Source organism: Niastella sp. sgz303648, assembly GCF_059587045.1.
Window position 1 is genome coordinate 243,314 of record NZ_JCAPSW010000005.1, and the last position, 24,584, is coordinate 267,897.

Annotated in this window: 20 protein-coding genes; 10 read left to right on the plus strand and 10 right to left on the minus strand. The window is 42.0% G+C overall.

The annotated features are described in order from the left end of the window. Nucleotides 1-2: 2 nt before the first annotated feature. Both AC59IL_RS16620 and AC59IL_RS16625 read right to left on the minus strand, forming a co-directional pair. On the minus strand, nt 3-3,125 hold the full coding sequence (locus AC59IL_RS16620) for a SusC/RagA family TonB-linked outer membrane protein (RefSeq protein ID WP_496553291.1): 3,123 nt from the start codon (nt 3,123-3,125) through the stop codon (nt 3-5). 19 nt (nt 3,126-3,144) lie between these two features. Continuing rightward, on the minus strand, nt 3,145-6,003 hold the full coding sequence (locus AC59IL_RS16625; protein ID WP_496553292.1) for a glycoside hydrolase family 31 protein: 2,859 nt from the start codon (nt 6,001-6,003) through the stop codon (nt 3,145-3,147). A 334-nt stretch (nt 6,004-6,337) separates the two neighbouring features. Here AC59IL_RS16625 and AC59IL_RS16630 point away from each other — a divergent pair, with 334 nt between their 5' ends. Then, nucleotides 6,338-7,795, plus strand: a complete 1,458-nt coding sequence (locus tag AC59IL_RS16630; protein ID WP_496553293.1) for a glycoside hydrolase family 130 protein — start codon at nt 6,338-6,340, stop codon at nt 7,793-7,795. Nucleotides 7,796-7,803: 8 nt separating this feature from the next. On the opposite strand, the gene AC59IL_RS16635 is transcribed toward AC59IL_RS16630, so the two are convergent. The 3 genes from AC59IL_RS16635 to AC59IL_RS16645 are packed head-to-tail and all read right to left on the minus strand — an operon-like array spanning nt 7,804 to nt 11,125. Continuing rightward, nucleotides 7,804-8,823 (minus strand): glycosyltransferase family 4 protein, encoded by a 1,020-nt coding sequence (locus AC59IL_RS16635; RefSeq protein WP_496553294.1) that lies wholly within the window; start codon nt 8,821-8,823, stop codon nt 7,804-7,806. After that, a complete protein-coding gene (locus AC59IL_RS16640; RefSeq protein WP_496553295.1) occupies nt 8,820-9,905 on the minus strand; it encodes a glycosyltransferase in 1,086 nt (361 codons plus the stop codon). Before AC59IL_RS16640 ends, AC59IL_RS16635 begins: the two co-directional genes overlap by 4 nt. Before the next feature lie 14 nt (nt 9,906-9,919). Beyond that, on the minus strand, nt 9,920-11,125 hold the full coding sequence (locus tag AC59IL_RS16645; RefSeq protein ID WP_496553296.1) for a glycosyltransferase: 1,206 nt from the start codon (nt 11,123-11,125) through the stop codon (nt 9,920-9,922). Between the two features lie 410 nt (nt 11,126-11,535). On the opposite strand from AC59IL_RS16645, the gene rbp reads away from it, so the two are divergent. Next, a complete protein-coding gene (gene rbp, locus AC59IL_RS16650; protein WP_496553297.1) occupies nt 11,536-11,784 on the plus strand; it encodes an RNA-binding regulator in 249 nt (82 codons plus the stop codon). A gap of 147 nt (nt 11,785-11,931) precedes the next feature. Beyond that, complete coding sequence (locus tag AC59IL_RS16655; protein ID WP_496553298.1) at nt 11,932-12,264, plus strand: hypothetical protein; 333 nt, start codon at nt 11,932-11,934, stop codon at nt 12,262-12,264. Between the two features lie 35 nt (nt 12,265-12,299). Here AC59IL_RS16655 and AC59IL_RS16660 read toward each other — a convergent pair whose 3' ends face one another. Next, nucleotides 12,300-12,929: a tetratricopeptide repeat protein gene (locus AC59IL_RS16660; RefSeq protein ID WP_496553299.1), complete on the minus strand. Its 630-nt coding sequence runs from the start codon at nt 12,927-12,929 to the stop codon at nt 12,300-12,302. A gap of 259 nt (nt 12,930-13,188) precedes the next feature. Here AC59IL_RS16660 and AC59IL_RS16665 point away from each other — a divergent pair, with 259 nt between their 5' ends. Together AC59IL_RS16665 and AC59IL_RS16670 are read left to right on the plus strand one after the other, a co-directional pair. Then, nucleotides 13,189-13,671, plus strand: a complete 483-nt coding sequence (locus AC59IL_RS16665; protein ID WP_496553300.1) for a GNAT family N-acetyltransferase — start codon at nt 13,189-13,191, stop codon at nt 13,669-13,671. Nucleotides 13,672-14,018: 347 nt separating this feature from the next. After that, nucleotides 14,019-15,608 carry a T9SS type A sorting domain-containing protein gene (locus AC59IL_RS16670; RefSeq protein WP_496553301.1) on the plus strand — a complete coding sequence of 530 codons (1,590 nt, stop codon included), beginning with the start codon at nt 14,019-14,021 and terminating at the stop codon, nt 15,606-15,608. Between the two features lie 197 nt (nt 15,609-15,805). Here the strand turns inward: AC59IL_RS16670 and AC59IL_RS16675 are convergent, their stop codons facing one another. The 4 genes from AC59IL_RS16675 to AC59IL_RS16690 are packed head-to-tail and all read right to left on the minus strand — an operon-like array spanning nt 15,806 to nt 18,405. Next, a complete protein-coding gene (locus AC59IL_RS16675) occupies nt 15,806-16,459 on the minus strand; it encodes a response regulator (RefSeq protein WP_496553302.1) in 654 nt (217 codons plus the stop codon). 3 nt (nt 16,460-16,462) lie between these two features. Next, on the minus strand, nt 16,463-17,254 hold the full coding sequence (locus AC59IL_RS16680; RefSeq protein WP_496553303.1) for a sensor histidine kinase: 792 nt from the start codon (nt 17,252-17,254) through the stop codon (nt 16,463-16,465). After that, on the minus strand, nt 17,221-17,877 hold the full coding sequence (locus AC59IL_RS16685; protein ID WP_496553304.1) for a hypothetical protein: 657 nt from the start codon (nt 17,875-17,877) through the stop codon (nt 17,221-17,223). The genes AC59IL_RS16680 and AC59IL_RS16685 overlap by 34 nt, the downstream gene beginning before the upstream one ends. 9 nt (nt 17,878-17,886) lie before the next feature. Further along, a complete protein-coding gene (locus tag AC59IL_RS16690; protein WP_496553305.1) occupies nt 17,887-18,405 on the minus strand; it encodes a hypothetical protein in 519 nt (172 codons plus the stop codon). Between the two features lie 346 nt (nt 18,406-18,751). On the opposite strand from AC59IL_RS16690, the gene AC59IL_RS16695 reads away from it, so the two are divergent. The 5 genes from AC59IL_RS16695 to AC59IL_RS16715 are packed head-to-tail and all read left to right on the plus strand — an operon-like array spanning nt 18,752 to nt 24,543. Beyond that, complete coding sequence (locus AC59IL_RS16695; RefSeq protein WP_496553306.1) at nt 18,752-19,288, plus strand: phage tail protein; 537 nt, start codon at nt 18,752-18,754, stop codon at nt 19,286-19,288. A gap of 37 nt (nt 19,289-19,325) precedes the next feature. Then, nucleotides 19,326-19,898: a phage tail protein gene (locus AC59IL_RS16700; protein ID WP_496553307.1), complete on the plus strand. Its 573-nt coding sequence runs from the start codon at nt 19,326-19,328 to the stop codon at nt 19,896-19,898. A 24-nt stretch (nt 19,899-19,922) separates the two neighbouring features. Next, nucleotides 19,923-20,465 carry a phage tail protein gene (locus tag AC59IL_RS16705; protein ID WP_496553308.1) on the plus strand — a complete coding sequence of 181 codons (543 nt, stop codon included), beginning with the start codon at nt 19,923-19,925 and terminating at the stop codon, nt 20,463-20,465. Between the two features lie 29 nt (nt 20,466-20,494). Beyond that, nucleotides 20,495-21,619 (plus strand): ABC transporter substrate-binding protein, encoded by a 1,125-nt coding sequence (locus tag AC59IL_RS16710; RefSeq protein ID WP_496553309.1) that lies wholly within the window; start codon nt 20,495-20,497, stop codon nt 21,617-21,619. Continuing rightward, nucleotides 21,610-24,543, plus strand: coding sequence for a T9SS type A sorting domain-containing protein (locus tag AC59IL_RS16715; RefSeq protein WP_496553310.1), 2,934 nt, complete (start codon nt 21,610-21,612; stop codon nt 24,541-24,543). Before AC59IL_RS16710 ends, AC59IL_RS16715 begins: the two co-directional genes overlap by 10 nt. Nucleotides 24,544-24,584: the final 41 nt, after the last annotated feature.

Sequence of the window (24,584 nt, forward strand, 5' to 3'; positions counted from 1 at the left end):
AATTAAAAGCGAACGTTTGCACCAATCATTACTGTTCTTGGTCTTGGATAATATCCTAAGTCAACACCCGATGAAAAGCCTTCGTTGTATCCAACCTCGGGATCCATACCATTGTATTTGGTAAAGGTGAAAGCATTCAGTACCGAAGCATACAATCTTACTTTGCTCAGGTAACTTTTCTTAGCCAGGCTGGCAAAATCATAACCAAGAGAAATAGTGCTAATGCGAAGGAAGCTGCCATTATGAATGTACAGGTCGCTGAATTGTGTCCAGTTACGGTTATCTTCGGTTACTCTCGGTATTCTGTTAGATGAACCGGGGCCATGCCAGCGTTCGAGTATTTCGGCAGAATAGTTAGCCTGTGAACCTGATTGGTTGCGCCACGACTGAACGATTTGATTACCTGCTACACCCGAGGCCTGTACCGAAAAGTCGAAACCTTTATAATCCAGCGCTATATTAAAACCGAATGTGAAATCAGGATTAGGATCGCCAATCTTTGTTTTATCATTGGCATCGATAACACCATCATTGTTCAAATCAACATACTTTACATCACCGGGTTGTGCATCGGGCTGAATTTTACCGCCTGTTTTACCTGTATAAGCATTCACTTCTGCTTCGGTTTGGAAAACGCCTGCCGTTTTATATCCCCAGAAATACCCCACAGGCATTCCGTTTGCAGCTCTGTAAAATTCACCGGCATTGGCATACAAAACGTTGGTATTACCATGAAGTATATGATCGTTTGTAGGTATGTTGCCGATGGTGTTTTTGTTGTAAGCGCCGTTTGCACCTACTGAATAATTGAGCTTTCCAATATTGTTGTGGTAATTCAGCGCCAGTTCAACACCGGTATTCTTCACATCACCACCATTGATCCACATGCCATCAACACCCGAAGTTGCCTGAAGGGGAATATAAATAAGCCAGTCTTTTGTTTTCTTGATATAGTAATCAAGAGTAATGTTCAACTTTTTCATCACGGTAGCGTCGAACCCAATATTGGTTTGCTCTGAGGTTTCCCATTTAATATTTTGGTTACCGATGGTGTTGTCGGGAACCGCTCCCTGCGTATTGTTCCCTTCTGTTGGTCCGAAAATATAACCAGCATTACTAAAGTTTATAAGAGATAAATACTTATAAGCCGGAATATTTTGGTTACCTACCCGGCCCCAGCTTCCCCGGATCTTCAGAAAATCTAACCATTGAAAGTTGTGCATAAAGTCTTCCATCGAAGTAACCCATCCTGCACTCACTGAAGGGAAATAACCCGTGCGATGGCCCTGTGCAAAATTGGAAGAAGCATCTGACCTGAAAGTAAGGTTCAACAGGTATTTTTCAAGATAATTGTATTGAAGTCGTCCGAAATAAGATGACAGCCCCCATTCATAAGGTCCGCCACTGACACTCATGTAAGGAGCGCCTCTGTTCACGTTTTGTGCAACTGAAAGATATGCATAGTTTATATCGCTGACCCGCAAATCCCAGTTACTACCGTATATACTGGTATTTTTTAATTTCAACGCAGAACTACCGGCCATTACACTAACATTGTGGCCGCCTCCTACCTTAAAATCATAGCTCAGCAAATTGTCGAACTGAATGGTTCGTACATTACCCATCGACTGGTATACCTTCGATGTATCGTTAAATGCATAAATAGAAAGATGATACACCGGTGTGTAACCGTGGCTTTGGCTGGATTGGTAATTTAAACCAAGGCTGCTGCGGAATTTTAATCCTTTAATGGGTTCAACCTGCAGATACACATCACCAAACAAATTTTGTTTGCTGTTACGGTTGCGGTTGGAATAATCCATCACGGCATAGGGATTGCTCTCTCCATTGTTCCATGATTGACTGGGTTTCCCAGGATACCAGCCTGTTTTATCGCTGCTGAAGTATTTGCCGGCAGAATCATACATAGGTAAAAAAGGACTGGTGCCAAAAGCAGCGCGCAATGTATTATTGTACTGGCCATCTACAGCAATACCGTGGCTGTTTTCATAATTGAATGTAAGATGCTCGCCCAGCTTAATGATATTCTGATATAAATTGTGCTCAGAGTTTATTCTGAATGTGTAACGTTCGAAATTAGATATGTTCTGGCCGCCTACAATGCCTCCCTGGCCTGTATACCCTAACGATGATGAATAGATAGATCCTCCGCCGCCGCCCTGCATACCCAATACATAGTTTTGAGTAGGTACATTCTTTACAAACATCTGATCGAGCCAGTTGGTATTTACCGGCAAATTGTTAACAACGTCGTTGCTGAAATAAGGCGATTTGCCTGAATTGATAGCCGCTTCATTCATTATGGTGGCATACTCTTTCGCATTCAGCAGCTGCGCTTTTTTGGCAACATTCTGAACGCCGTAAAAACCATCCAGCGTAATCTGTGCTTTCTGATTGGTTTTTCCTGTTCTTGTAGTAACCAGTATAACGCCGTTGGCTGCCTGAGAACCGTAAATAGCAGCAGAAGCGGCATCTTTCAGGATGTCAATAGATTCAATATCAGCAGGGTTCAGGTAAGAAATGTCAACGGTTTGCAGTCCGTCAACAATGTATAAAGGTCCGAAATTACCAACAGTACCTTTACCCCGAATGATCACATTCATGCCTGAACCGGGCTGGCCCGAATACGACGTGATCTGTACGCCGGGCGCCTGTCCCTGCAAAGCCTGTAAGGCATTGGTGGTACTTTGTTTTTGAATGTCGGCTCCTTTTACCTGTAAGTTGGCGCCGGTTACCAGTTTTTTCTTTTGTGTACCATAACCGATCACCACTACATTTTCCAGTTGATTGTCGGATTCCTTCAACTGAATATTCAGATTGCCCGAACCCACTGTCACTTCCTGTCGCATATAATTAACGGCGGTAATTACCACTACATCGCCAACCGATGCATGGATGGTAAATTTTCCGTCGTTATCTGCAACTGTAGTGCCGCCCGATTTTTTCAGGGTCACCGTTGCACCGGGAATAGGGGTTGAAGTTCTCTGATCAATTACTATACCGTTGATCTTTGCTGTTTGAGCATAAGTAGGTGTGCTTACCAGGAGTACTGAAATAATACCCCAAAGCAGCCATAAGTGTAAGCAAATCGTTTTGGATTTCATATTTGAATGTTTAGCTTGACTACAGTTTTATGTTTAGCTTCTTTCCTTCGTAGATCACTTCTTTATCACACTTTGAATTAAGATCAAGTGCTTTTATTGCGCCGGGTGTAATGAAGTTGATACGAAATATTCTTTTCTGCAGCATACCATTGAAAGATCCTTTGCGATCGCCAACAGTCACTGTTTTTGTTGCTTCGTTATATTTTATGGGAATGATAGCAAAAGCGCCTTTCTCATAATTATAATTGGTGGCTTCATCTTCATACAAATTGAAAGAAGCATCTGCACCGGTATAAATATTAAGTGTAATGGTATCAGCCGGTTTTTCGGAAGTGTATTGTAATTCGGGTCCGAAAGGAATGATGGAACCCGCTTTTACAAACACCGGCATACGTTCATAAGGAGCTTCTGCATTAATATATTGCGCGCCTGCATACCATTTGCCCGAATACAAATCGTACCAGCCCGCACATTTTGGCAAATACAGCCGGCGTTGGGTTGCTTTGTATTCATAAACGGGATTTATCAGCAATGAAGAACCAAACATATACTGATCGCCGATGTTCAATACGGCTGTATCTGTTGCAAAGTCCATCACCAGCCCCCGCATAATGGTGTAATTGTCGTGGTAAGCTGCTCCCGCCAGTGAATAGATATAAGGCATTAAACGGTAACGCAGTTTATCGTAATAGAGAAAACTCTGATAGGCAGGATGTGTTTCAGGAGCCGTGTTGAATACCTCACGATAGGGAAACTGTCCATGCGATCGGAACAAAGGAACAAAAGCGCCAAATTGTGACCAGCGTGTCATCAACGCTCTCCACTCTTCAAGACCTTCAGCAGTTGGTTTTTCAAATTTTTCTGGTACCACAAAACCACCGATGTCCATGGTCCAGTAAGGAATACCCGACATAGAAAAATTAATGCCCGCTGCTATCTGGGTTTTCATATCATTCCAGGTGGCGCCGATATCGCCGCTCCATATAGCTGCTGCATAGCGTTGTGAACCGGCAAAGCCCGAACGGGTCAACAGGAATACGCGCCTGTTGGGATCTGTTGAACGCTGTCCTTCATAAATGCCTTTGGCATTTTGTAAAGGATAAGCATTCAGGTATTCTGCCGCGCTTCCCAATGCAGTTGGCGACATCTGGAGTTTTCTTTTTGCGGGATCAACATTCGACAAAATATCCGGCTCGCTGGCGTCCATCCACCAGGCATCGATTCCTTTGGTATAAATTTTTTTATTGATCAGGTTCCAGAAACCTTTTCGGGCATTGGCGTTGAAGGCATCATAGAAAGTAGAAGTATACCCTTTGCCGATCCAGTCTCTTTGCCGGTCGGCTATATTTCTTTTATACAGCCAGCCGTTCTTATCAAATTCATTGTAGGTGGAAATACCTTCATAAAATTTCGGCCACACCGAAATCATGATCTGCGTGTTGTACTTTTTGTGCAACACATCGATCATGCTATCAGGAGCAGGAAAACGGGTTTCATCAAAGTCCTGGCTCCCCCACTCGGCTTCTTTCCAGTAGCTCCAGTCGAGCACAATATTGTCAATCGGAATTTTTCGTTTTCTGAATTCGTCAACCGTCGACAAAATTTCATTCTGTGTTTTGTATCGCTCACGGCTTTGCCAAAAACCCAATGCCCATTTAGGAACGATGGGTGCTTTGCCGGTAAGATTTCTGTAACCACCGATCACTTCATCCATGTTATTGCCATAGATGAAATAATAATCAACCTGCTGACCGGCTTCTGATGAAAAACTAAAATTGTTCTGATCTTCTGATGGCACAGGTTCCTGCCATTTTAAAGAAATATAAGACTCCGTTCCTTCGGGCGTCCACTCAATTTTAATAGATGTTTTTTCGCCTTTTTTGAAATTGAAGGGGATCAATGCAGGCGCGGGATTCCATGCTTTGCGCCAGCGGTCAAGCACAAGCTTTCCATCGAGCCACACTTTCAAAGAACCGCCAAATGTGAAACGGAACTGGTGAACACCCGACAAATCACTGGCAACACTTCCTTCCCAGGTTACCATGCCGGTAAAGGGCATAAATTCCTGGGGAAGCTGGTCCTTTGAGTCGCCCAGAAATTCCATATTTATAGCAGCTTCAGCTCTTTCAGTAATTACATCCTGCGGTTTGCGTTTATCATTGGCATAAGAAGCAGTAAGCCATCCCGGCTCACCCTTTTTTGAAAAAAGCTGTAAAGCCGAAAGCTGATGAAACGGCCTGGCATCGCCTACTGTCGTTAAGGAATAATTATCCCACAGGATGCCATAATTTTTGCTCGACACTAAAAATGGAATGGCAACTTCGGTATTGTTTTGAAAAAAATTAACCTGATGCCCTCTATAATTATATATACCATCCTGGTGCTGGCCCAAACCGTACCAGGCATCATCATCAGAAGTTTGAAATGTTTGAACAACAGAATAATTACGTTTGCCGTCGAATACCACCGGTTGAAAATGTCGACCGGCAGTTTGTTTTTCGCCAAGAATTTTTCGTCCCTTCAGGTCGTAAAACCCAACAACCCCCGTTTTCAGATTTACGATAGCGATCAGCGCTTTCGTTTTAACAGTAATACTTTCTTTTGAAGGAATAACGTCCCAGGTGAGATCCGGTTTTTTAGTGTATACTGTAATAAGGCTTTCTTTTACCGGCATTTCTTTGCCCGGAGATGCAATTACCCGGATAATATTATCGGATATAACTTCCAGTTTAACAGCGTTCGGTTTGCCGGTAATTAATGGGTCGGTAAAAACAATAATGCCGTCATTGGTTTTAATGTAGGCCGGCGTTTCTGCAGAAGTGGCATGAAATAGCAGCACAGAAAACAGGCACAGCGCAAGCAATCTTTTTCTCAACATAGCTATTGATTCTCTTAAATGAATGTGCTGTAAAACTATTACGCAACATAATAATACAGGGGAGTCAAATGTTACTCATTAGGGTACCGAATGTTAATACTGCCTGATTTTCATTAGGTTTTGAGGTAGTTATGGGTTTTTAGTTTATCGGAAACGGGAATTTTTCAGGCCCGGCACGTTTTGCCTGTTACCGGTGCTCCGGCAGTAACCGTAATTGATACAATTAATATATAGCGGGAAAGCTTTGCTGTCAAAATGACAAAAAAACAAATCCAATTCATGAGTTTTATTGGTCTAACTTCATCAATTATTATCATTTGATTTAAAGCCATATATGACACTACAGGTTAGCAGAATCAACGTGCGCTTGAACCCTGATGTACGCAAAGTGATTCCGCGATTTTTTAATACCGGGGATGAACGTTCCAGGGCGCTGATCGATAAGGTGATGTTGTTGCCTGATAACGAAGTGAGTGAACTATTGATGCAGGTTCAACAGGAGTTTTGTAAACGTTATAAAAATATCCGGCTTGTATTTGAAAAGCATTTCGAACTGATAAAGCACTTATTGACCGAAAAAGAACTCGAAACTGCGTCTAACGAAAAAAAATTGCTTATCGGGTCGTATTTTACCATGGAATATTCGCTGGAGCATGCAGCCTTGTTCAATCCATCTATTGTCGAAGATCCGGATCAGTCGGGTACAGTGGTCGGTGAAAAAAATGTGATCATAAGTTTCAGAGCTACAGGCGAAGGTCATATATCATCCCTGGTTTTTAAACGGGCAAAACTCGATAAACATGCCAATATCCATTTTGAACCTTCCGGAAAATATATGAACCAGGGACGGGTCACACAACAAAAACGGACTAACAAAAATGCTTTTAAAGAATTACTTTCTCATTCAATATTACCGGAAGAAATTCGAACTGATATCTTAAGCCAGTTGCATGATACCTTTTCGTATAAAGAAATTGAATTGGTTTTAAAAAATGCTTTGCAGCATGTTGAAACCGGAATGGCTAAAAACAAATTAAAATATGATATCCTCAGCATGGTGAATACCTGTTATGAAGTACACTTTTTGCAGGAATCTTTGTTGTCGGAACGGGTTATTTTTCCCGTAACCTTCACTGAAAAGAACGGTATTGAAGACGCCAGGTTTATAAAGTATACCGAAGATGGTACCGCTACTTATATGGCTACCTATACAGCATACGACGGTTCTTTTATTTTACCTCATATAATTGAAACAAAAGATTTTTTACATTTCAAGATGTCTCCGCTTCATGGCAAGGCGGCTGTTAACAAAAACCTCGCTTTATTTCCCAGGAAGATCAATGGTCAATATGCCATGATTGCCCGTATCGACGGCGTTAATAATTATATTATGTTCTCTGATGACCTGTATTTGTGGGAAACGGCTGAACTATTGCAACAACCCATGTATCCGTGGGAATTTGTACAGATCGGCAACGCGGGTTCGCCCATAGAAACTGAAAAAGGATGGCTGATAATCACCCATGGCGTTGGCCCGATGCGTAAATATTGCCTGGGAGCAGCTTTGTTTGATCTGAACGATCCAACCAAAGAACTGGGGCGGTTAAAGAAGCCTTTATTGATGCCGGATGAAGATGAATGGCACGGTTATGTACCTAACGTGGTATATTCCTGCGGAACTATTGTTCATGGAGATAAATTATTTATTCCATATGCGGTATCTGATTATGCCACCTCATTTGCCACTGTTCCATTGAAAGCATTATTGGATGAAATAAAATATGCCGGTTAACCGGGCAATTACAGCCCACCTGATTTGCGTGCTATTTTTTCGTACAGTTGCATATAATGAGCTGCCATTATACCGCTGCTGAATTTAGCCATGGCATGTTCCCGGCACGCTTGCCGGCTAATTCTTTTAATTTTACCGGTAGCCACCACGGCTTCAGCAATATTTTGAACTACAAACCCGGTTTTTTGGTTTATAATCAATTCCTGCATCGACCCGCGGTTAAAAGCAATTACCGGTGTACCACACATCATTGCTTCGGCAACGCTGAGCCCGAATGGCTCTTCAAAATCGATCGGATGCAACAACGCCTTTGCATTTCCCAATAACTCATTGCGCAGTTCCGGACCTACATTTCCCTTGTATATAATAGTTGTATCATTGAGATAAGGAGCTACTTTTTCCTTAAAATAATTTTCATCCTGTATAAGGCCGCAAAGAATTATTTTATTTTTTGATTGAATGGCTATTTGAATGGCTTCATAGGCGCCTTTATGAGGATGTATTCTTCCGAAATACAATAAATAATCTCCTTCGCCGGAGCCGAACTGAAACTGTTGTTCGTTTATACCATTGTAAACAGTATCAAGGTACTGCAGGTCAGGATGCCTGTCGCTATGGCTTATCGATACATACCATACCTGGTTATTATATTTTTTATATACCGGAACAATTTGTTCAGACGAGAACCCATGTACAGTAGTTATCATCCGGGTCCTTATTAACCTTGACCAGGTGAGCGGTAGAAAATCAAAATGATTATGTATGATATCAAACTCCGAGGCCTGTTCCATGAGGTTCGATATGTGCAGGCATTCCCATACTTTGGCATCGGCCGGATATTCGCCCAATGGCTTTTGACATACTGATTGCATTTTTGCCTGCGTAATAGAATCTCCGGTGGCAAATAAAGTAACATCCAAACCGTTTTTTACCAATTCTTCTGTTAAAACAGACGCCACCTGCTCCCACGGCCCATAATTTACCGGTGGGGTTCTCCAGGTTATCGGGGCAAGAATTGCTATTCTCATTCTGCTAAAATTGAAGCCACTACCAGATGCGATATCCAGTATGCTAATGTACTTTCGGCACCCTGGTTCAAATTAATGCCTTCACTTTGTAAACCATCTGCACATCCCCCGGTAGAAAAATCGTATAATGATAATCCCAGGTCATTATCACCCAAAAACCAATGGTAGCTTTTATACATGCGGGCAAGATATTGTTGTTCGCCATTGATCCTGTAAGCCTGTTGATAAAACATGACCATCGCCATTACATCAATTCCCTGCTGATCAAATTGCGCAACAGGCCCTCCTCGTTTATGCCATCCTTCATTGCCTATTGGCCTGAGTGAATCATTATAAAATACTTTTGTTTCAAGGAAATTCATTGATTCAAGAGCGATCGTCAGATATTCTTCATTTTGCGTAACCTCATAAGCATTCAATAAAGCCAGCGGCAACATAGCATTATCGTAAGTAAGAATGGGTTCAAACCAATGCCAGTCATTACTTTTGTTATCCCTGTACATACCAATCATTTTTTCGGAAAGATTGATCACCATGTCTCTTTTACGGTCATCGGGAAAATGGTATTTAATAAACTGGCAAATACCGATTATTGTATAAGCAATACCACGTAAAGAAGTCAGGATATTAACATGCGGATATGCTTTTGCAAATATTTCCTGGCCTGTTTTTACCAGTAAAAATGAAGGTCCTTCATTTATCAAATAACCCAGTGCCATCATGGTTCTTCCGAATGAATCCTCGGAACCCCGGTCTTCATGATTAAGCATCGTGTAACTTAAAAAATTCCGAAAGTAACCATCATCAGTTTGCATATAATGAATAAAACTCAGGTACACCGGAAGAAGATAAGGCGCTACCTGATCTTTTTTATTATTCTTACAGGCCCATACTGCGAACAACAAAGCGCGTGCATTATCATCAATGCAATACCCCTCTTTTCGGTTAGGCGTAGCAAATATGGCATGTTGAATAATACCGGTATGATCGGTTAAATTACTTATATGCTTATAATTTATATCGGGCATTTGCGCCATCGTAAATAAAGGCGGTTGGGAAAGTAAAGTATCTTCTGTTTGCATAAATAATTTTGTATTTATAATTTGCTTAGTAACTGGTCAAACAATTCAGTCTTCACCACAGGTTTTTGCAGAATTTCATCAAACAATTCCAGATGTTTTGCAGCAACTTTTTTCCAGGCAGAATCTCTTGTTTTTAAAGAGGCATAATGCCCCATTTGTTTTCTTATGTGTTTGTTTTGTAACAGGAAGATCGCATTTACGGCCAATTCATGCTCCTGGCCCGGTTGAATGATAATACCGGTTTTTTCATCCAGCATCTCTTTTGCCAAAACAAACGAATTGGAAATAATAGCACAGCCTGCGCTCATGGCATATAAGAAAGTGCCGCTTACAGCCTGATCGGGATCTTTGGAAGTAAACAGATAGATGTCTGTTAATGCCAGGTATTCCATCAGCTTTTTGGTGGGTACATATTCATTCACTAACCGTACATTATTCTGCAGATTGTTTTCGTCGATTAATTGTTGCAGATAGTTCCGGTATTTTTCGCCTTCCTGTTGCAGAAGGTTAGGATGTGTAAGGCCCAATACTATATAAATGGCCTGCGGAAATTCTATACTGATTTCTTTCATGGCCAATATGCCCTTTTCTATTCCTTTGTTTGGGCTTAATAAACCAAAAGTGGTAAGAACCAGATTATTTTTAAGATCATATTTAAGTTTCAGCTCATCGGCGCCGACATTACTATTCACATGAGTTCCGTGTGGTATAATGATAATCTTGTCTTCAATTATCGCATAATCTTCTTTCAATAACCTGGCCGAGTTGGAGGTCATTACAATTACTTTATCGGCCAGTGATCCTATTGTTTGAACAAGTTTCAACCTTTTTGCATCAGGAGCCGGCAGCACCGTATGAAACCGGATTATGAAAGGTTTTTCAAGCATTGCCAGAAAGCCAAGTAAAAATGCACCGAACTCACCGCCGTACAAACCAAATTCGTGTTCAATACAAACAAGTTCAATATCCGGATCCCGGTTGATATTATCAGCTGTTTCAATACAGGAGTCAAGCTTATGGCCATCCATGACCATACTTACAGGGAATTTATATAAGTGTTTTCCGTTTTTATCAAGGGAACAAATGTTGATTAAAAAATTTTCATTTATCTGCGGGATGATCGAATTAATAAGGTCCTGCGTAAAACTGGCAATACCACATTTTACCGGAGGGAAAGTACTTATGAAAAGAATTTTTGATCGTTGATCAGGTGTTGTCATGCAGGTGTTTTTAGTAATAAAATAATAAAGCAGAATGATGTAATTCACTGCCAATATATATAGCTATAAATCTCAGGGCCTGTTTTTTCAGGCAATAAAGCAGTTATATCCGTTACGTATTTGTTTACAAACCGGAGTGGGCAGAAATAAGGAAACAGATGGGAAGATCTTCTGAAAAGCAACTAAAGGTAGTTGATTTAAATGATTGCACCTATTAAATTAAAAGCCTGCTACATTACCCTTGATGTTATACGAAATAAACTAAAATGAAAGAACAAAAATTGACGTACCTTTATGAGGCAACAATTTGAGTTTATCAGCACTTTGTAATCGAATGATTGCTATCAGTTAGCTTTCCTTTACCTCCTGCTTTTTTCCTCAGATCATTTTTCATTTCTAAATTCTACAAAATGAACATTTACGTTTCTAATTTAGGCTTCAGCGTGCAGGGTGATGACTTAAAAAAACATTTTTCCCGTTATGGAGAAGTTTCTTCCGTTAATATCATTATGGACAAAGTTACCAACCGCAGCCGTGGATTTGGTTTTGTTGTAATGAATGATACAAAGGAAGCAGAAATTGCTATTCGCGAATTAAATGGATTTACGATCGACAATCGTCCTATTAAGGTTAATGAAGCCCGCAGAAGAGAAGAATAGAGTAGCAACAAACATCTATTCATTCAAAGGCCCGGCTACAAAAATTAATAAATACCTGTAGCTTATATTAACATAACTCAATCGTGCAGTAAGCCAGCGTGCGCCCTGATAGTATATGAGTTTATTTTTGTTACCAAACCACAATGTATGTTTCCCTATAAAAAATACCTCATTAAAAGTACCGACCAATTTGACCCTGTATATTATTCATTTGTTGATGATGACGTAGCGCTGATGATTGATCAGGTAAAGGATATTGCATCTGATTTTAAAGCAGAGATCATAATATGTTTTCTTAAAGATCATTGCCTTCAAAATGAGTGGGAATCGGCTAATCCGAAACTCGCTCAACTGGTAAAATCAAAATCATTGTCTTGCGGCAATATTGAATCATTATTCGAGAGTTGCTACAACAATCCTGTTTTTGAATTGCAGCTGGAAACTTATGTAAAAAGGAAAATAGTTGAAAAATATACTTAACCCTATTAGATGAAAATATTACCAAAGATGAATATTTAACTAAAGATTCGAATAAGACTTGCAAGTCGATTTTTTTGATGGTCTGAAAATTTTTGTATCATTTCAGAAAAACGATCGCTATTTCCGTTATTTGATTGGCATATTGCAATATAAATATCTATATCATCAATCGTTTTGTCTTTGGCTTTTGCCTTTTCCAGAACCACTAAAGCATCGGAAAATTGCTTTTTTAGCATATAGTATATGCCAATGTTTCTTGTTGTATAATAATTGTATTTATCAAGTTTGATTGCTTTTTCTACCATTTGCACCCCCTCTTCAATTCGATTCGTCATCATATAAGCATATCCCAGATTATTTAAAGCAAAGCTGTGGTCAGGTTCTATTTCCCTTGCCCTGGTAAGTTCTGTAATTGCTTTCTCCCAAAGCCCCTGTTCCAGATAAATGTACCCCTGGTTGTTGAACGCCAGATATGCGTATTTTTTATATTCTTTCGCTCTATCAAGATCCTGCTTTGCTTTATCGTATTGCAACAATTTAAAGAAACAGATAGCTCTAAAAATAAGATACAGCCCTGTAATATTTTCGTCTGAGGGAAGTAACGCGAGAGCTTCCGCAAATTTCCCTGATTTAATCTTTCTGTAAATTTTAATTCGTTTGAACATTAGTTTCCGGGTATTTCAAATTGAATATAACGCTAAATGTTTTGAATATATTGGGTGTTTTCATCCTCCGGCACTAATCAACAATTAGTAAATGACCCTTCTGCATATTCCAACCTCGTTTATGATCCTCCGGGGCTTTGATCTATTACTAAAAAAATTCTATTTTACATTCAAATCCCCCATTCTTCCGGTCTATGACAACTAAATTAATAATAACAATTTTCAAAAAGTATTTAAGAACTAACCCTGAGATCTAAATATGTCAGATAATAAAAACATCAAACTCCGACCAACTAATACCACCGACTTAGAGCTGTTATTTCAATTTCAGCTCGACGAAGAAGCCTGTTATCTCGCGGCTTTTATGCCAAAAGACCATACCGATAAAGACGCTTATTTAAAAAAATGGATCGGATTTCTTAGCGACGCCAATATTCATACGCAAACAATATTAGTGGATGGCCGAATTGCAGGCAGCGTAGGTAAATACGTTATGGAGGGCGATGCAGAAATTACTTACTGGATAGATAAACAACTCTGGGGTCAGGGAATTGCATCAAATGCGCTTATTGAATTTTTAAAAATAGAAACCACCAGACCAATTTTCGGACGTGTAGCTTTTGATAACTTCGGCTCACAAAAAGTACTGGAAAAATGTGGCTTTGTTAAAATCGGAACCGACAAAGGATTTGCCAACGCAAGACAGGCTGAAATTGAAGAATACATTTATAAGCTTATTTAATTAATTACAATAAACTACTAACGCGCCCCGCCACCAGGACGATGTATTAACCAATAGAATTCAAAAGGTAATTTTCGCAAATTGTTATAGAAGATGTAGCAGTGCAAAAGGAGTTAATCACTACACTAAATTTGTGTTATCTACATTATCTGTAACATAATGAAATATTATATATCTCCAATTATTACTATGCAGATAAAGTAACATATATAAATAATGTATTCATCTGGATATTAGTCATGTTGAAATTCTATTATAAGTGACATCCGGCAGACATGGTATTTTGTTCGAAATATTGAGTACGGGGCTTCGTTATCAATCAGAACATAACCCAAAACCCTTACTCAATGAAAACTTCTTTAATCCTGAGCCAGGCTGCATACCGCAGCGTGGTTAGCTTTGCTGCCCTTGTGGCACTGGCTGATTCATCGCTTCCGGTAAAGGCTCAATTGTCTGTAGCCACTGTATATACGCATACAGTAAATGCCACTACATCAACCAGCTACACAGGCACAGAAGCCACTGGAAATTATCCCAGCTCCAACCCTTCCAATACGTACACGTATAAATTCGGTACCAATGTTTCGGCTACCAATAATGTTACAATACTCGACTCACTGAAGGCAAATTTGTTGGTTTATCATTACCAGCCGGCTTCTTATTCCGTTAAATTTCGAAGGGTAGACAATACCACTGTAACGGGTCTTCGTAAATCGTTCCGTATAGAACAAATTGCCGGCGCCCTGGCGAACAACGGTACTTTATCCCTGTACCCCGATTATAACGACAGCCTTGAACAGTTATTTGTACAGCGTATTTTCAATATTGGCATAGACAATGTTTTTCAGAATGCCAATGCCACCAATAACATTAATATAGAAAGAGAAGATGTAATTTTCACTGTTGGGCTAAAAGCAACAGACAATACCAAAGCCGGGTTTGTAGCATTCGATTGGGGCGCTTCCGGTGGCCATGACCCGTTTTACATCGCTGCCATAAAAACATTGGATGCAGCCGGCAACCCTGCCTCTTACTATAGCGCTGTTTCTATAACAGCCGCCAATTATGGTTCCGGTGTAGGCGGCAGCTCTACCTATGCCATCTTACGAAAAAATCCGGCCGACTCCCGGATGCTGATGATGAGCAGCAATAATACACAAACACGCGACGGTGTGTTTTTGCGTTTTTCCGACCTCGGCGTTGCCAACAACACCTCTATATACGGCTATTCAATTTTTGGTCCCGATGTAACCGTATCGCCGGTAATCAAAATGGTTGACTATACCAATGCCAGCAACTTTCCTACCACTACCGACCTGTCTGGCGGAGGCTTTGACCCACTCGCGGTTGCAGGGCTTTGGGTAACTGATGCCACCTTTATTGTATTGCCCGACCTGTTAGATGAACTGCATACCTCTATTATCAATGACCAGGTAAAGCTGAACTGGGATTTACACCAAACCGGTGATCTGAAAGAACAGGTAATAGAGAGAAGCGGAGACGGCATAAACTATTTACCTGTTTTGCAAATTCCTGTACAGGCAGCAGGCGCACAAACAGCTATGGACACCCGACCATTATCCGGCCAAAATTATTATCGTGTTAAACTGGTTCAACAGGATGGCACCTCCGCGGCATACAGCGCAGTAAGCCTGATTGATGTAAAACCGGTTGCTTCTCTTTCAATTGACGTATATCCCAATCCGGTAAAGAACCATCTTATTAACCTTACTATTCGCGGACTTACCAATGACACTTACGAAATTGTGTTGCGTGATCTGAATGGCAGGCCGGCGCTTCATCAGTCCATTTCCGGTGAACAGGTTTTGCAAACTTCCATTCACCTTCCCCAAATTACAGCTCCAGGCACCTATGTTCTGAGTTTAACCGATAAAACCGGCAACAGAGTGTTTGAACGCCATATACTGATAGAATAATATGGCAATTTCTTAATTGGGTTTGATTTAAAACCTTTCAGATACAATAACCTGAAAGATTTTTTTATTACCGGCAATGATAATTATGCAAAGAAATGGGTGTTTTCACCCCCTCCTTTTGTAAAACGAACTAAATATAAAAGCCTTCAAATCTTCTGCGATTTGAAGGCTTTACTTTTTTTCGTCGAATGCATATATCATAACCTGACAATATTATTTTTCAAAGCGAATAAAACAAGTCCGGTCCTCGATTTCAGATCGAGTTTTTCGAACAGTGCATCGCGGTAATTATCGATCGTATGCACACTCAGGTTCATTTTATTGGCTATTTCTTTGTAGGTGAGTTCAGAGCAGCAAAGCTCCAGAAATCTGATTTCATTAGCGGTTAGGTCACTAACAACATTGGGTGCTTTTATTTCTTCCTGCAGCGAACGTATCAGCTTGCCGGTAACCAGGTTATTCAAAAAATAATCATGTTCGGCAATGGTTTTAATAGCAAAAACAAGATCGGCCGCAGTCGATTCTTTCAATATATACCCCCCGGCCCCGCACCTCAGCATTCTGATGATAGGCTCATCTTCTTCGAACATGCTTAATGCAAGCACTTTCACCGATGGATGATTTTGTTTAAGCCACCGCGTGGCGTCATATCCGTTAACCTGCGGCATGGTAATATCCATCAATATAACATTCGGTAAGGGATGGGTGGCTATCTTTTCCTTCATGATGCTGCCATTGGGCGCATCAAATACAATGCTGATATCTTCATTTTCCGATAAAATGCTGCGGATGCCCTGCCGAAACATCGTGTGATCGTCTACAATTCCAACCAATATTTCTTTATTGTCCATTCTTTAAATATATGGCGTTACTATTTTTATTTCGGTGCCATTGCCGATCGAGGTAATAATATCAATTTCGCCGGCAATTAAAGCTACCCGCTTTTTGATGTTAAACAAACCCAGGCCCTTTTTTACTTTTAACACCACGTCGTTTTCATTAAAACCTTTTCCATTGTCTTTGATCGCCAGCTTCAGGTGTTGATCATCCTGGTCAATAGATACATCGATGGCAGTGGCTTCGGCATGGCGCACGGCGTTGTTTAACAATTCCTGAAAGATGCGAAACAGGATAATATCTTTATCGCTTTGTCCCTCGTTCGAATTATAGTTATTATTAAAGCTGACGGTATGCGTGCCGGCCGTTATTAAATAATCGAGCTCAAAAGCGATTGCTTCATCTAATCCCATTCGAATAAGCTCCTGCCCGTACATTACCCGCGAAAGCTGCCTGAGTTCTTTAATAGCGCGTTTGGCCAACTGCGAGGCAGAATCTACTTTCTCAGGTATGCGTTCGGGTTTATCGGGTTTAATAGTGCTTAGGGTAATAACCAGCAGGCTTAAAAGCTGTCCGATACTATCATGCAGGTTACTGGCAAAGTTTTGCATCGTTTGTTCCTGCACTTCGATCTGGCTTCTCAACAACTCATTTTCGAAGTTGGTTTTTAGCCATTCCTTTTCCTGCTCATGCCTTTTTTTTCTGTTGTTGTACAACATTACAAAAGCAATAAGTGAAACCGGCGCGATCAGAAAGATCACCGACGCTACACCGATCAGGAAGATGAGGTCCTTTGAAAGTATCTGCATATAAAAGAATATGACCAGCACGTGTACAGAATAACATTCAGTATACTGAACACGATATACCTGGCAGAAGGAATCGCACCCAGCTTTTCCTGTAGCAGGTAACTGAAAAAAATATTGCAGGCAACGCCTCCGAAATAAAAGCAAATAACGCCATTAACCCACCAGAACGGCGCATATTTTGATAACTGTCTGAACTTTTCTTCTTTCAACAACAGGTAGTAAAAATAAATACTTACGAGTATCATTTCAACCGACACAATTGTTGAAGATGCTGAAACGTACGCCTTAAAATGTTTTACATATAATTCAATGAAATAAAATAGCAGGAAAAATACGAACCATCCGGTTAACAGCTTCTTTAAGTTAACCGCTGCTTTAACCAAATGATAGAAAAAATAATTCAATACGGCGCATTCTGCCACCAGAAAAATATTATATATCATAAAGTTCGGCCGGTGTAACCGTTTTCCTATATGAATACCGGCCAGCTCAACCAAACAGGTAAGCAACAGGAAAAGGATAAAGCTTTTCCAAACTTTATCCTTTTCCCTGTATAAGCAAAAAACACTTATTACAAAACAAAGAAATTCCGAAATGGTATTTACGGTAAAGTAAACTGTCATATCCCAATCTTATTGCAGTAATGTAGCTCCTTCGGCAGAACATGGCGTTGGCGGCGGACATAGTTCTCCCTGGTTTTCGGGTGTTGTAGTAACAATGGCGCCCCGCTTGTTTTTTATTTTGTTACCATAATAGTCAATATGCAGTGAAGAGTCTTTCGTAATCACCGAATCTCTGGTCGATACCATAACAAGTGTGCTGCAATTTCGATATTTGGGAGGTACTCTGTAGTTATTATTCGGCAATGAATCGTACGTTGCCATGTAAAACCTTATTCCATCACCGCCCTCATTTTTTATCTGTTGCACAAGCGTATCTAACTGTTTAATGCTAAACCATACACAGCGGGTATCACTAAAAATTAACCCGCCCTGATGTTTTAGATAAACACGTTTTCCGAAATTATTTACAATTTTCCTTGCCATAGCGCTATCGATAGTGCCCGTTAACACCGGAGGCGTACCGGTTGTAGGTTTACATGAATCTGCCATAACAATTGTCAGAAAAGAAAAAAAGATCAGGGGCTTCATATTACATTGTTTTATTATAGGTTTGGAATAATTAGTAAAAATAATAACATATCGGAGCAAAACAAACGATTTCCTGCGAAATGCCCAAGGGTGAAAACCACTTTTTGCTGCCCTAAAACCACCTTTAAATACCCTGTTTACGGGTTCACCGGCCCCTTCTGCGCGCATTATCTTCGCTGAGTTACATTAACAATTAGCAATACCCGATCGGTTAATTTATTCCTCTCCCCATACAAGTACCCGATTTTTTTTCGGGTATTTCGGCGGTTGTCTTTAAACGGTATCGTTTGGAAATTTGAAGCCTCTTTACAATAACATTATTTAATAAAACGCAAATCCATTGCTTATGGACCAGATACTCGGCACAATAATGTGCTTTGCCGGACCTTATGTTCCCCGTGATTGGGCTCCCTGCAACGGCCAGCTATTATCTATATCACAGAACCAGGCTTTGTTTTCTTTGCTCGGCACCAGGTTTGGCGGCAACGGTACTACCAACTTTCAGTTACCCGATCTTCGGGGACGAACGCCCGTATCGCCAGGTCAATCGCCTTACCACAATTATAATTTAGGAGAATTGGCAGGAGCCGAGTCGCTTCAATTAACCCTCGCGCACATTCCATCACATACCCATAATGGTGATATCAATTTGTATTTAAACGCCAACAGCGGCCCCGGTATCGATGGTACTGTAAATGGCGGCTACCCGTCGGACTTTACAGGCGCCTATGCGTCAGCTGCAGACAGTACAATGTTTACACCGGATTATAAAAACGTGACTATCGGTAATGCAGGTTCCGGAGTACCGGTAATTACCCGCACCCCCTATCTGGTTATTACATATATAATCAGCATGGCAGGTATTTATCCCAGCAGAGGATAATATCAATTACAGATCATCAACCAAAAAATAATTACACATGCTCGAGCTTCCCTACATAGGCATGATAATACCTTTTGCCGGGCTTTTTGAGCCGGCAGGCTGGATGTTTTGCCGCGGTCAGGTATTACCAATCAGCCAGTATGATTTTCTTTTTGCTTTGATCGGCACCACTTATGGCGGCGATGGCGTGAATACATTCGCTTTGCCCAATTTAAGCGGACGTGTAGCCATTCATGCAGGACAAGCCCCCGGAATGCAGTCTTATTTACAGGGTGAAACCGGCGGTAATGAAACAGTAACGATCACTGTCAACAACCTGCCTGTACATACCCATCAGTTAGAGGGAACAATTACAGCTGCCCCACCCTGTGCCAACAGCGTTGGGAACGACACTGCGCCGGAAAATAAATTCCCCTCAATCATCAATGGCGGTTCGGCGCAATATAGCACAGCCCCAGGCGATACCATTTCAATGGGAGCAACCACCCTGTCAGCGACAACACAACCGGCGCCGGTCGACAATACAAAATTGCCGATCAATACAATGTCGCCTTACCTGGCTATGAATTATATCATTTGTATAAACGGAATTTTTCCTCCGCATGGCTGATTGATAATCTAAAATAACATACTTATGGCAGCAGTTTTAGGATTTACCATGCTTTTTGCCGGCAATTTTGCACCCAAAGACTGGGCACTTTGCGATGGATCTTTATTACCTATTGCGTCGAACACCTCTTTATTTTCTATAATCGGAACTACATATGGCGGCGATGGCGTACGCACTTTCGCATTACCCGATTTACGTGGAAGGGCTATAATTGGAACCGGACAGGGTACTTCAATGTATTATCCCGGTGATTTTGGCGGTACCGAAATAATACCCGGCTTAAAAAGCCAAAACATTCCGGCACATACGCATCCGGTTCAGATGACCATTGTACCGCATGCCGCTGCTGTTGCGAATTCGCAAACACCAGCCAAATCGGTATATGCCACCAACTCAAATCAATTGCTGTACGATTATAGCAGTGATGTTATCATGGCTCCCTATAAAGCCAATATAACTACTACAGCAGCAGGAACCGGTTCAATTCAAACCATTCCGATACTGCATCCTGTAATGGCATTGAATTATATCATTTGCATACAGGGCGACTTTCCTGTCAGAGGCTAATAAAGCTACCTGAAAAAAATATACAACTCATGTCAATACGAATAGGCCTGTTACTTCCACGCTCTACCGATTATCCAACGATGGGATATGATATACTGGAGGCGCTGAAATGCCGGTTGGCCACAGACAGCGGCAGGGAATATTTGTTTTTCACGGAAAATATAGGCTTTGGTGAAAATGAAACGCTCAATTATGCCAAAGCCGAAAAACTGCTACTAAATGACAATGCCGACCTGCTGATCGCTTACTGCAGTTCGGCTAATGCCGAGGCATTATATCATCTGGCCGAAGCCTTTCATAAACCTTTGCTTATTCTTGATACAGGTATGCAACTACCGCAGGCAACGCCTTCGCCTTTTTGTTATCATATTTCATTACAGGGGCTGCATGCCTGCCGCATAACCGGTAATATGGCGGGAACGGGCAACCGTAAAGTATTGATGGCAACGTCTTTTTACGACGGCGGTTACCGGGGCCCCTGGAGCTGCGACCGCGGCCTTTCCGAGGCCGGAGGCGCTATTTGCGGTAATTATGTAAGCAGCTTTGCGCCACAGGAGTTTACAATAGATCCCTGTTTGGGTTTACTTCGAAATACAGCGGCCGCTTCGGTGGCGGCCTGCTTCAGCAGCTACCAGGCCGAATTATTTTTTAAAGCGCTGTATGAAAAAAATACCGAAGCCACGCAGGTACCTTTTTATTGCACGCCGTTTATGGCCGAAGAGCAACTGCTGAACAAATGCAATTTTCCGGGAGGTGAGTTTTATACGGTTGTTCCATGGTCCAGGTTGCTGGTTAATCCTGAACAGAAAGTATTTACCAATAGCATACAATCGGCTACAAACAAAGCGGCCAATATATTTCACTTACTGGGATGGGAAGCCGGAATAGTAACAATGGCACTGCTGCAAAACGGTATTCCCTCTTTGAAAAATTTCCTGTACGAAAGCCCGAGAGGTGTCACTGCTTTTCATCCTGCTACACATTATACCTATGCGCCGCTTTATAAGGCTGCAATTACAGGCGATAAAGATGGTAAATGTGCTTTGCATATTACCGATACCATTTCACCGGATGCTGATGCGCATATAAAAATAATGAGCGACCAGCCTGTATCATCCGTGTCGGGATGGAAAAATAATTATTTATGTATCTGAAAAAGAAAATAGCACTACTGCTTCATGTAGTAATCATCCTAATGCTTCTCACGTTACAGGCATCGGCGCAGCAATGGCAGTACGCAGCCAATTACGGCGGCGGCACTTCGGGTTTCAGCGATGCTGTAAATACCATGTGTACCGATGCTTCGGGCAATGTGTATGTGACCGGTAATTTTAATGGCAGCATCAACTTCGGTAACGGAACTGCCACATTAACCGCAACCGCCACCGGAACGCAAACCGAAGGGTTTGTTGCCAAATTTAATTCGGCCGGCCTTTGCCAGTGGGCGATTGATTTTGGCGGCGCGGCTACAGATGTAGGCGGCCTGGGCATTGTTACCGATGGCACTACGGTATATATAACCGGCCAATCGCAATTTCCCAGTACAATAGGCGCCTCTACTGTACTTACTTCAGTGGGCGGAAGCACCGACGGAATTGTATTTGCCCTTAACGCAGCCACCGGCGCTACCAACTGGGCCCGCGCATTTGGCGGGGCCGGTACGCTCGACAAAGGACAAGCCATTTGCATGGATAACGCAGGGCATATATACATATCCGGTACTTTCGGCACACGTACGGCCAATGCCACCGCCTCTTTCGGAACAGCCGGTGCTTTTCAAAGAACCGTACAGGGAAATATATCTTCTTATACCAGCGATTTTTTTGTGGCGCAGCTCGATGCAGCCTCTGGCACCTTTAACTGGGTAAGCTCCGGCGGCGCTTCATCACAGGCATCACCGCTCGTAGTGGGCAATGATAATGTTACAGGAAGCGGTATCGCTTTTTTGCCTCTGCAAAATGAATTGATAATAACCGGTTCATTTGCCAATTCAAATGCATCTTATTATTCAAATGGATCAGCTACTTCGTCTGTAACATTGACCAATGCGGGGCAAACCGATATTTGTTTATTGCGAATGGACCTTTCGGGTAATTTCCTTAGCGGAGTAGCTGCAGGCGGCCCCAATGCCGATGAAGCACTGGCCGTTACTTACGACGCCAATACATCGGCTGCCTACATTAATGGTTACTTTAACAGTGCAACAGTAAGCGGCGCTTTTAGTTTAACCAACAGCGCAGGTGGTTTTGATGAAGTATTTTATGCACGCTACAACCCCGCCACCAGTTCATTTGCCTGGGTAAAAAGCGCCAGCGGTTCGGCCAGCGGTAATGATGTAGCCTTTGCAAACGATGCCGGCGCCACCGGCGTTTATATAACCGGCAGGTACCAGAGCAGCATTTCTTTTCCGGGCGCTTCTACCCCATTAACAGCTACTTCAGCAGGTAGTGATGATGTTTTTTTGGTAAAAGTTGATGCGGCAACGGGTAATGCCATAGAATTAGCTACCGCCGGCAGTGCAACCAGTGGCACCGATGCCGGTACAGATGTAGCTGTAAGTACCAATCACGATATATGGGTGGGTGGAATTTTTGCCGGCGGCACCCTGTCGTTCACACCCTCTTCCCCGGCTGTATCAGTTACAGCGGGTGTTGATCTGGAGCTTTTTGTTGCAAGGTATAACGATCCGCCCCCTTCTATTATAACGCATCCGTCAACTGCTACCGATTGCCTCGGCCTTTCATCGATATTCACGGTAACTGCTTCAGGATCTTCGCTTACCTGGCAGTGGCAGGAAAGCACAGATGCCGCATTCAGTTCGCCGGTAACATTAACCAACACAGGTATATATTCCGGTGTAACAACAGCCACCCTTACTATTTCAAACAATACAACCGTGAACGGAAGATATTACCGGGTCATTGTGAGCAATAGCGGTGGTACGGTTTACAGTAATGGGGCATTATTGAATGCAACCGCTCCGTCGTTACCGGCTGCAAATACCAGCAAAACGCAGGCGGTAAATACATTCAACAATTTATATTATGGTTCATCGTGCCAGCTAATCGACAAAGTAACGCCTTCGGGCGCCAGCCCTGTAACAGGTAATGTAACCAGTGAAGTATGGGTCGAAAGCACAGTGCCAACCTATGGCTCAAAACCATTTGTACAAAGGCATTATCAAATTACCCCTTCGGCAAACCCGCTTACTGCAACGGCTACGGTTACGCTTTACTTTTCACAGGCCGAATTTGATGCATTCAATGCCGCGCCGAACAGCACGGCCGATTTGCCAACCGGCCCAACAGATATTGCAGGCAAAGCCAATTTGCGTATTGGCAAGTACAGCGGCAGCAGCAACAATGGCAGCGGCTTACCGGGCAGCTACACATCAACAGTAACAGTTCTTGATCCATCAGATGCAAACATTGTATGGAATACCACTACTGGCATGTGGGAAATAACATTCGATGTATCGGGTTTCAGTGGTTTTATTATACAAACCAGTCCGTACGCACTGCCTGTTAATTTGCTTTCATTCGCTGCACAGGTTTCAGGCTCCGATGTGAAAGTAAACTATAAAACCACCGGTGAGGTTGATCATGATCATTTTGAACTGGAACGAAGCGCCGATGGCCGCAGCTTTACATCAGTAGCCCGTATACAACCCCTAACAGGAAGTGGTACTAAAAACTACGATAATACCGATGCCGGCGCTGCACTGCTGCATACAGCCAAACTATTTTATCGCCTTAAAATGATTAGTACATCAGGAGTTGCTGAATACAGCAATATTGTTACTGTGTATTTAACCACGCCCTCATCGCCCGTAACGCGTGTTGGCCCTAATCCCTTTCACAATAAACTGGAAGTGGGTTTGTATATGCCCGAAAGCCGAAAGCTCACTATGCAACTGACAGATATATACGGCCGAAAGGTTGTACAGGAAAATGTGCAGGCGCCGAAAGGGTTCAGCACCTGTGTAATGAGTAAAGCAGCGCAGTTAACACCCGGCGTGTATTTCCTAACTGTTGCTATTGATAAACAGTTGTATTCGTTCAAAGTATTGAAGCAATAAACAGATACCAGTTGCCGGTTACCAGGTAACCGGCAACTGGA

Bases quoted from the DNA above. Each gene is read 5' to 3' on its own strand.
- AC59IL_RS16640 (WP_496553295.1), bottom strand. From the start codon at position 9,905: ATGCAAACAGAAGATACTTTACTTTCCCAACCGCCTTTATTTACGATG.
- AC59IL_RS16655 (WP_496553298.1), top strand. From the start codon at position 11,932: ATGTTTCCCTATAAAAAATACCTCATTAAAAGTACCGACCAATTTGAC.
- AC59IL_RS16690 (WP_496553305.1), bottom strand. From the start codon at position 18,405: ATGAAGCCCCTGATCTTTTTTTCTTTTCTGACAATTGTTATGGCAGAT.
- AC59IL_RS16685 (WP_496553304.1), bottom strand. From the start codon at position 17,877: ATGACAGTTTACTTTACCGTAAATACCATTTCGGAATTTCTTTGTTTT.
- AC59IL_RS16645 (WP_496553296.1), bottom strand. From the start codon at position 11,125: ATGACAACACCTGATCAACGATCAAAAATTCTTTTCATAAGTACTTTC.
- AC59IL_RS16665 (WP_496553300.1), top strand. From the start codon at position 13,189: ATGTCAGATAATAAAAACATCAAACTCCGACCAACTAATACCACCGAC.
- AC59IL_RS16710 (WP_496553309.1), top strand. From the start codon at position 20,495: ATGTCAATACGAATAGGCCTGTTACTTCCACGCTCTACCGATTATCCA.
- rbp (WP_496553297.1), top strand. From the start codon at position 11,536: ATGAACATTTACGTTTCTAATTTAGGCTTCAGCGTGCAGGGTGATGAC.
- AC59IL_RS16670 (WP_496553301.1), top strand. From the start codon at position 14,019: ATGAAAACTTCTTTAATCCTGAGCCAGGCTGCATACCGCAGCGTGGTT.
- AC59IL_RS16715 (WP_496553310.1), top strand. From the start codon at position 21,610: ATGTATCTGAAAAAGAAAATAGCACTACTGCTTCATGTAGTAATCATC.
- AC59IL_RS16630 (WP_496553293.1), top strand. From the start codon at position 6,338: ATGACACTACAGGTTAGCAGAATCAACGTGCGCTTGAACCCTGATGTA.
- AC59IL_RS16675 (WP_496553302.1), bottom strand. From the start codon at position 16,459: ATGGACAATAAAGAAATATTGGTTGGAATTGTAGACGATCACACGATG.
- AC59IL_RS16680 (WP_496553303.1), bottom strand. From the start codon at position 17,254: ATGCAGATACTTTCAAAGGACCTCATCTTCCTGATCGGTGTAGCGTCG.
- AC59IL_RS16705 (WP_496553308.1), top strand. From the start codon at position 19,923: ATGGCAGCAGTTTTAGGATTTACCATGCTTTTTGCCGGCAATTTTGCA.
- AC59IL_RS16635 (WP_496553294.1), bottom strand. From the start codon at position 8,823: ATGAGAATAGCAATTCTTGCCCCGATAACCTGGAGAACCCCACCGGTA.
- AC59IL_RS16620 (WP_496553291.1), bottom strand. From the start codon at position 3,125: ATGAAATCCAAAACGATTTGCTTACACTTATGGCTGCTTTGGGGTATT.
- AC59IL_RS16625 (WP_496553292.1), bottom strand. From the start codon at position 6,003: ATGTTGAGAAAAAGATTGCTTGCGCTGTGCCTGTTTTCTGTGCTGCTA.
- AC59IL_RS16700 (WP_496553307.1), top strand. From the start codon at position 19,326: ATGCTCGAGCTTCCCTACATAGGCATGATAATACCTTTTGCCGGGCTT.
- AC59IL_RS16660 (WP_496553299.1), bottom strand. From the start codon at position 12,929: ATGTTCAAACGAATTAAAATTTACAGAAAGATTAAATCAGGGAAATTT.
- AC59IL_RS16695 (WP_496553306.1), top strand. From the start codon at position 18,752: ATGGACCAGATACTCGGCACAATAATGTGCTTTGCCGGACCTTATGTT.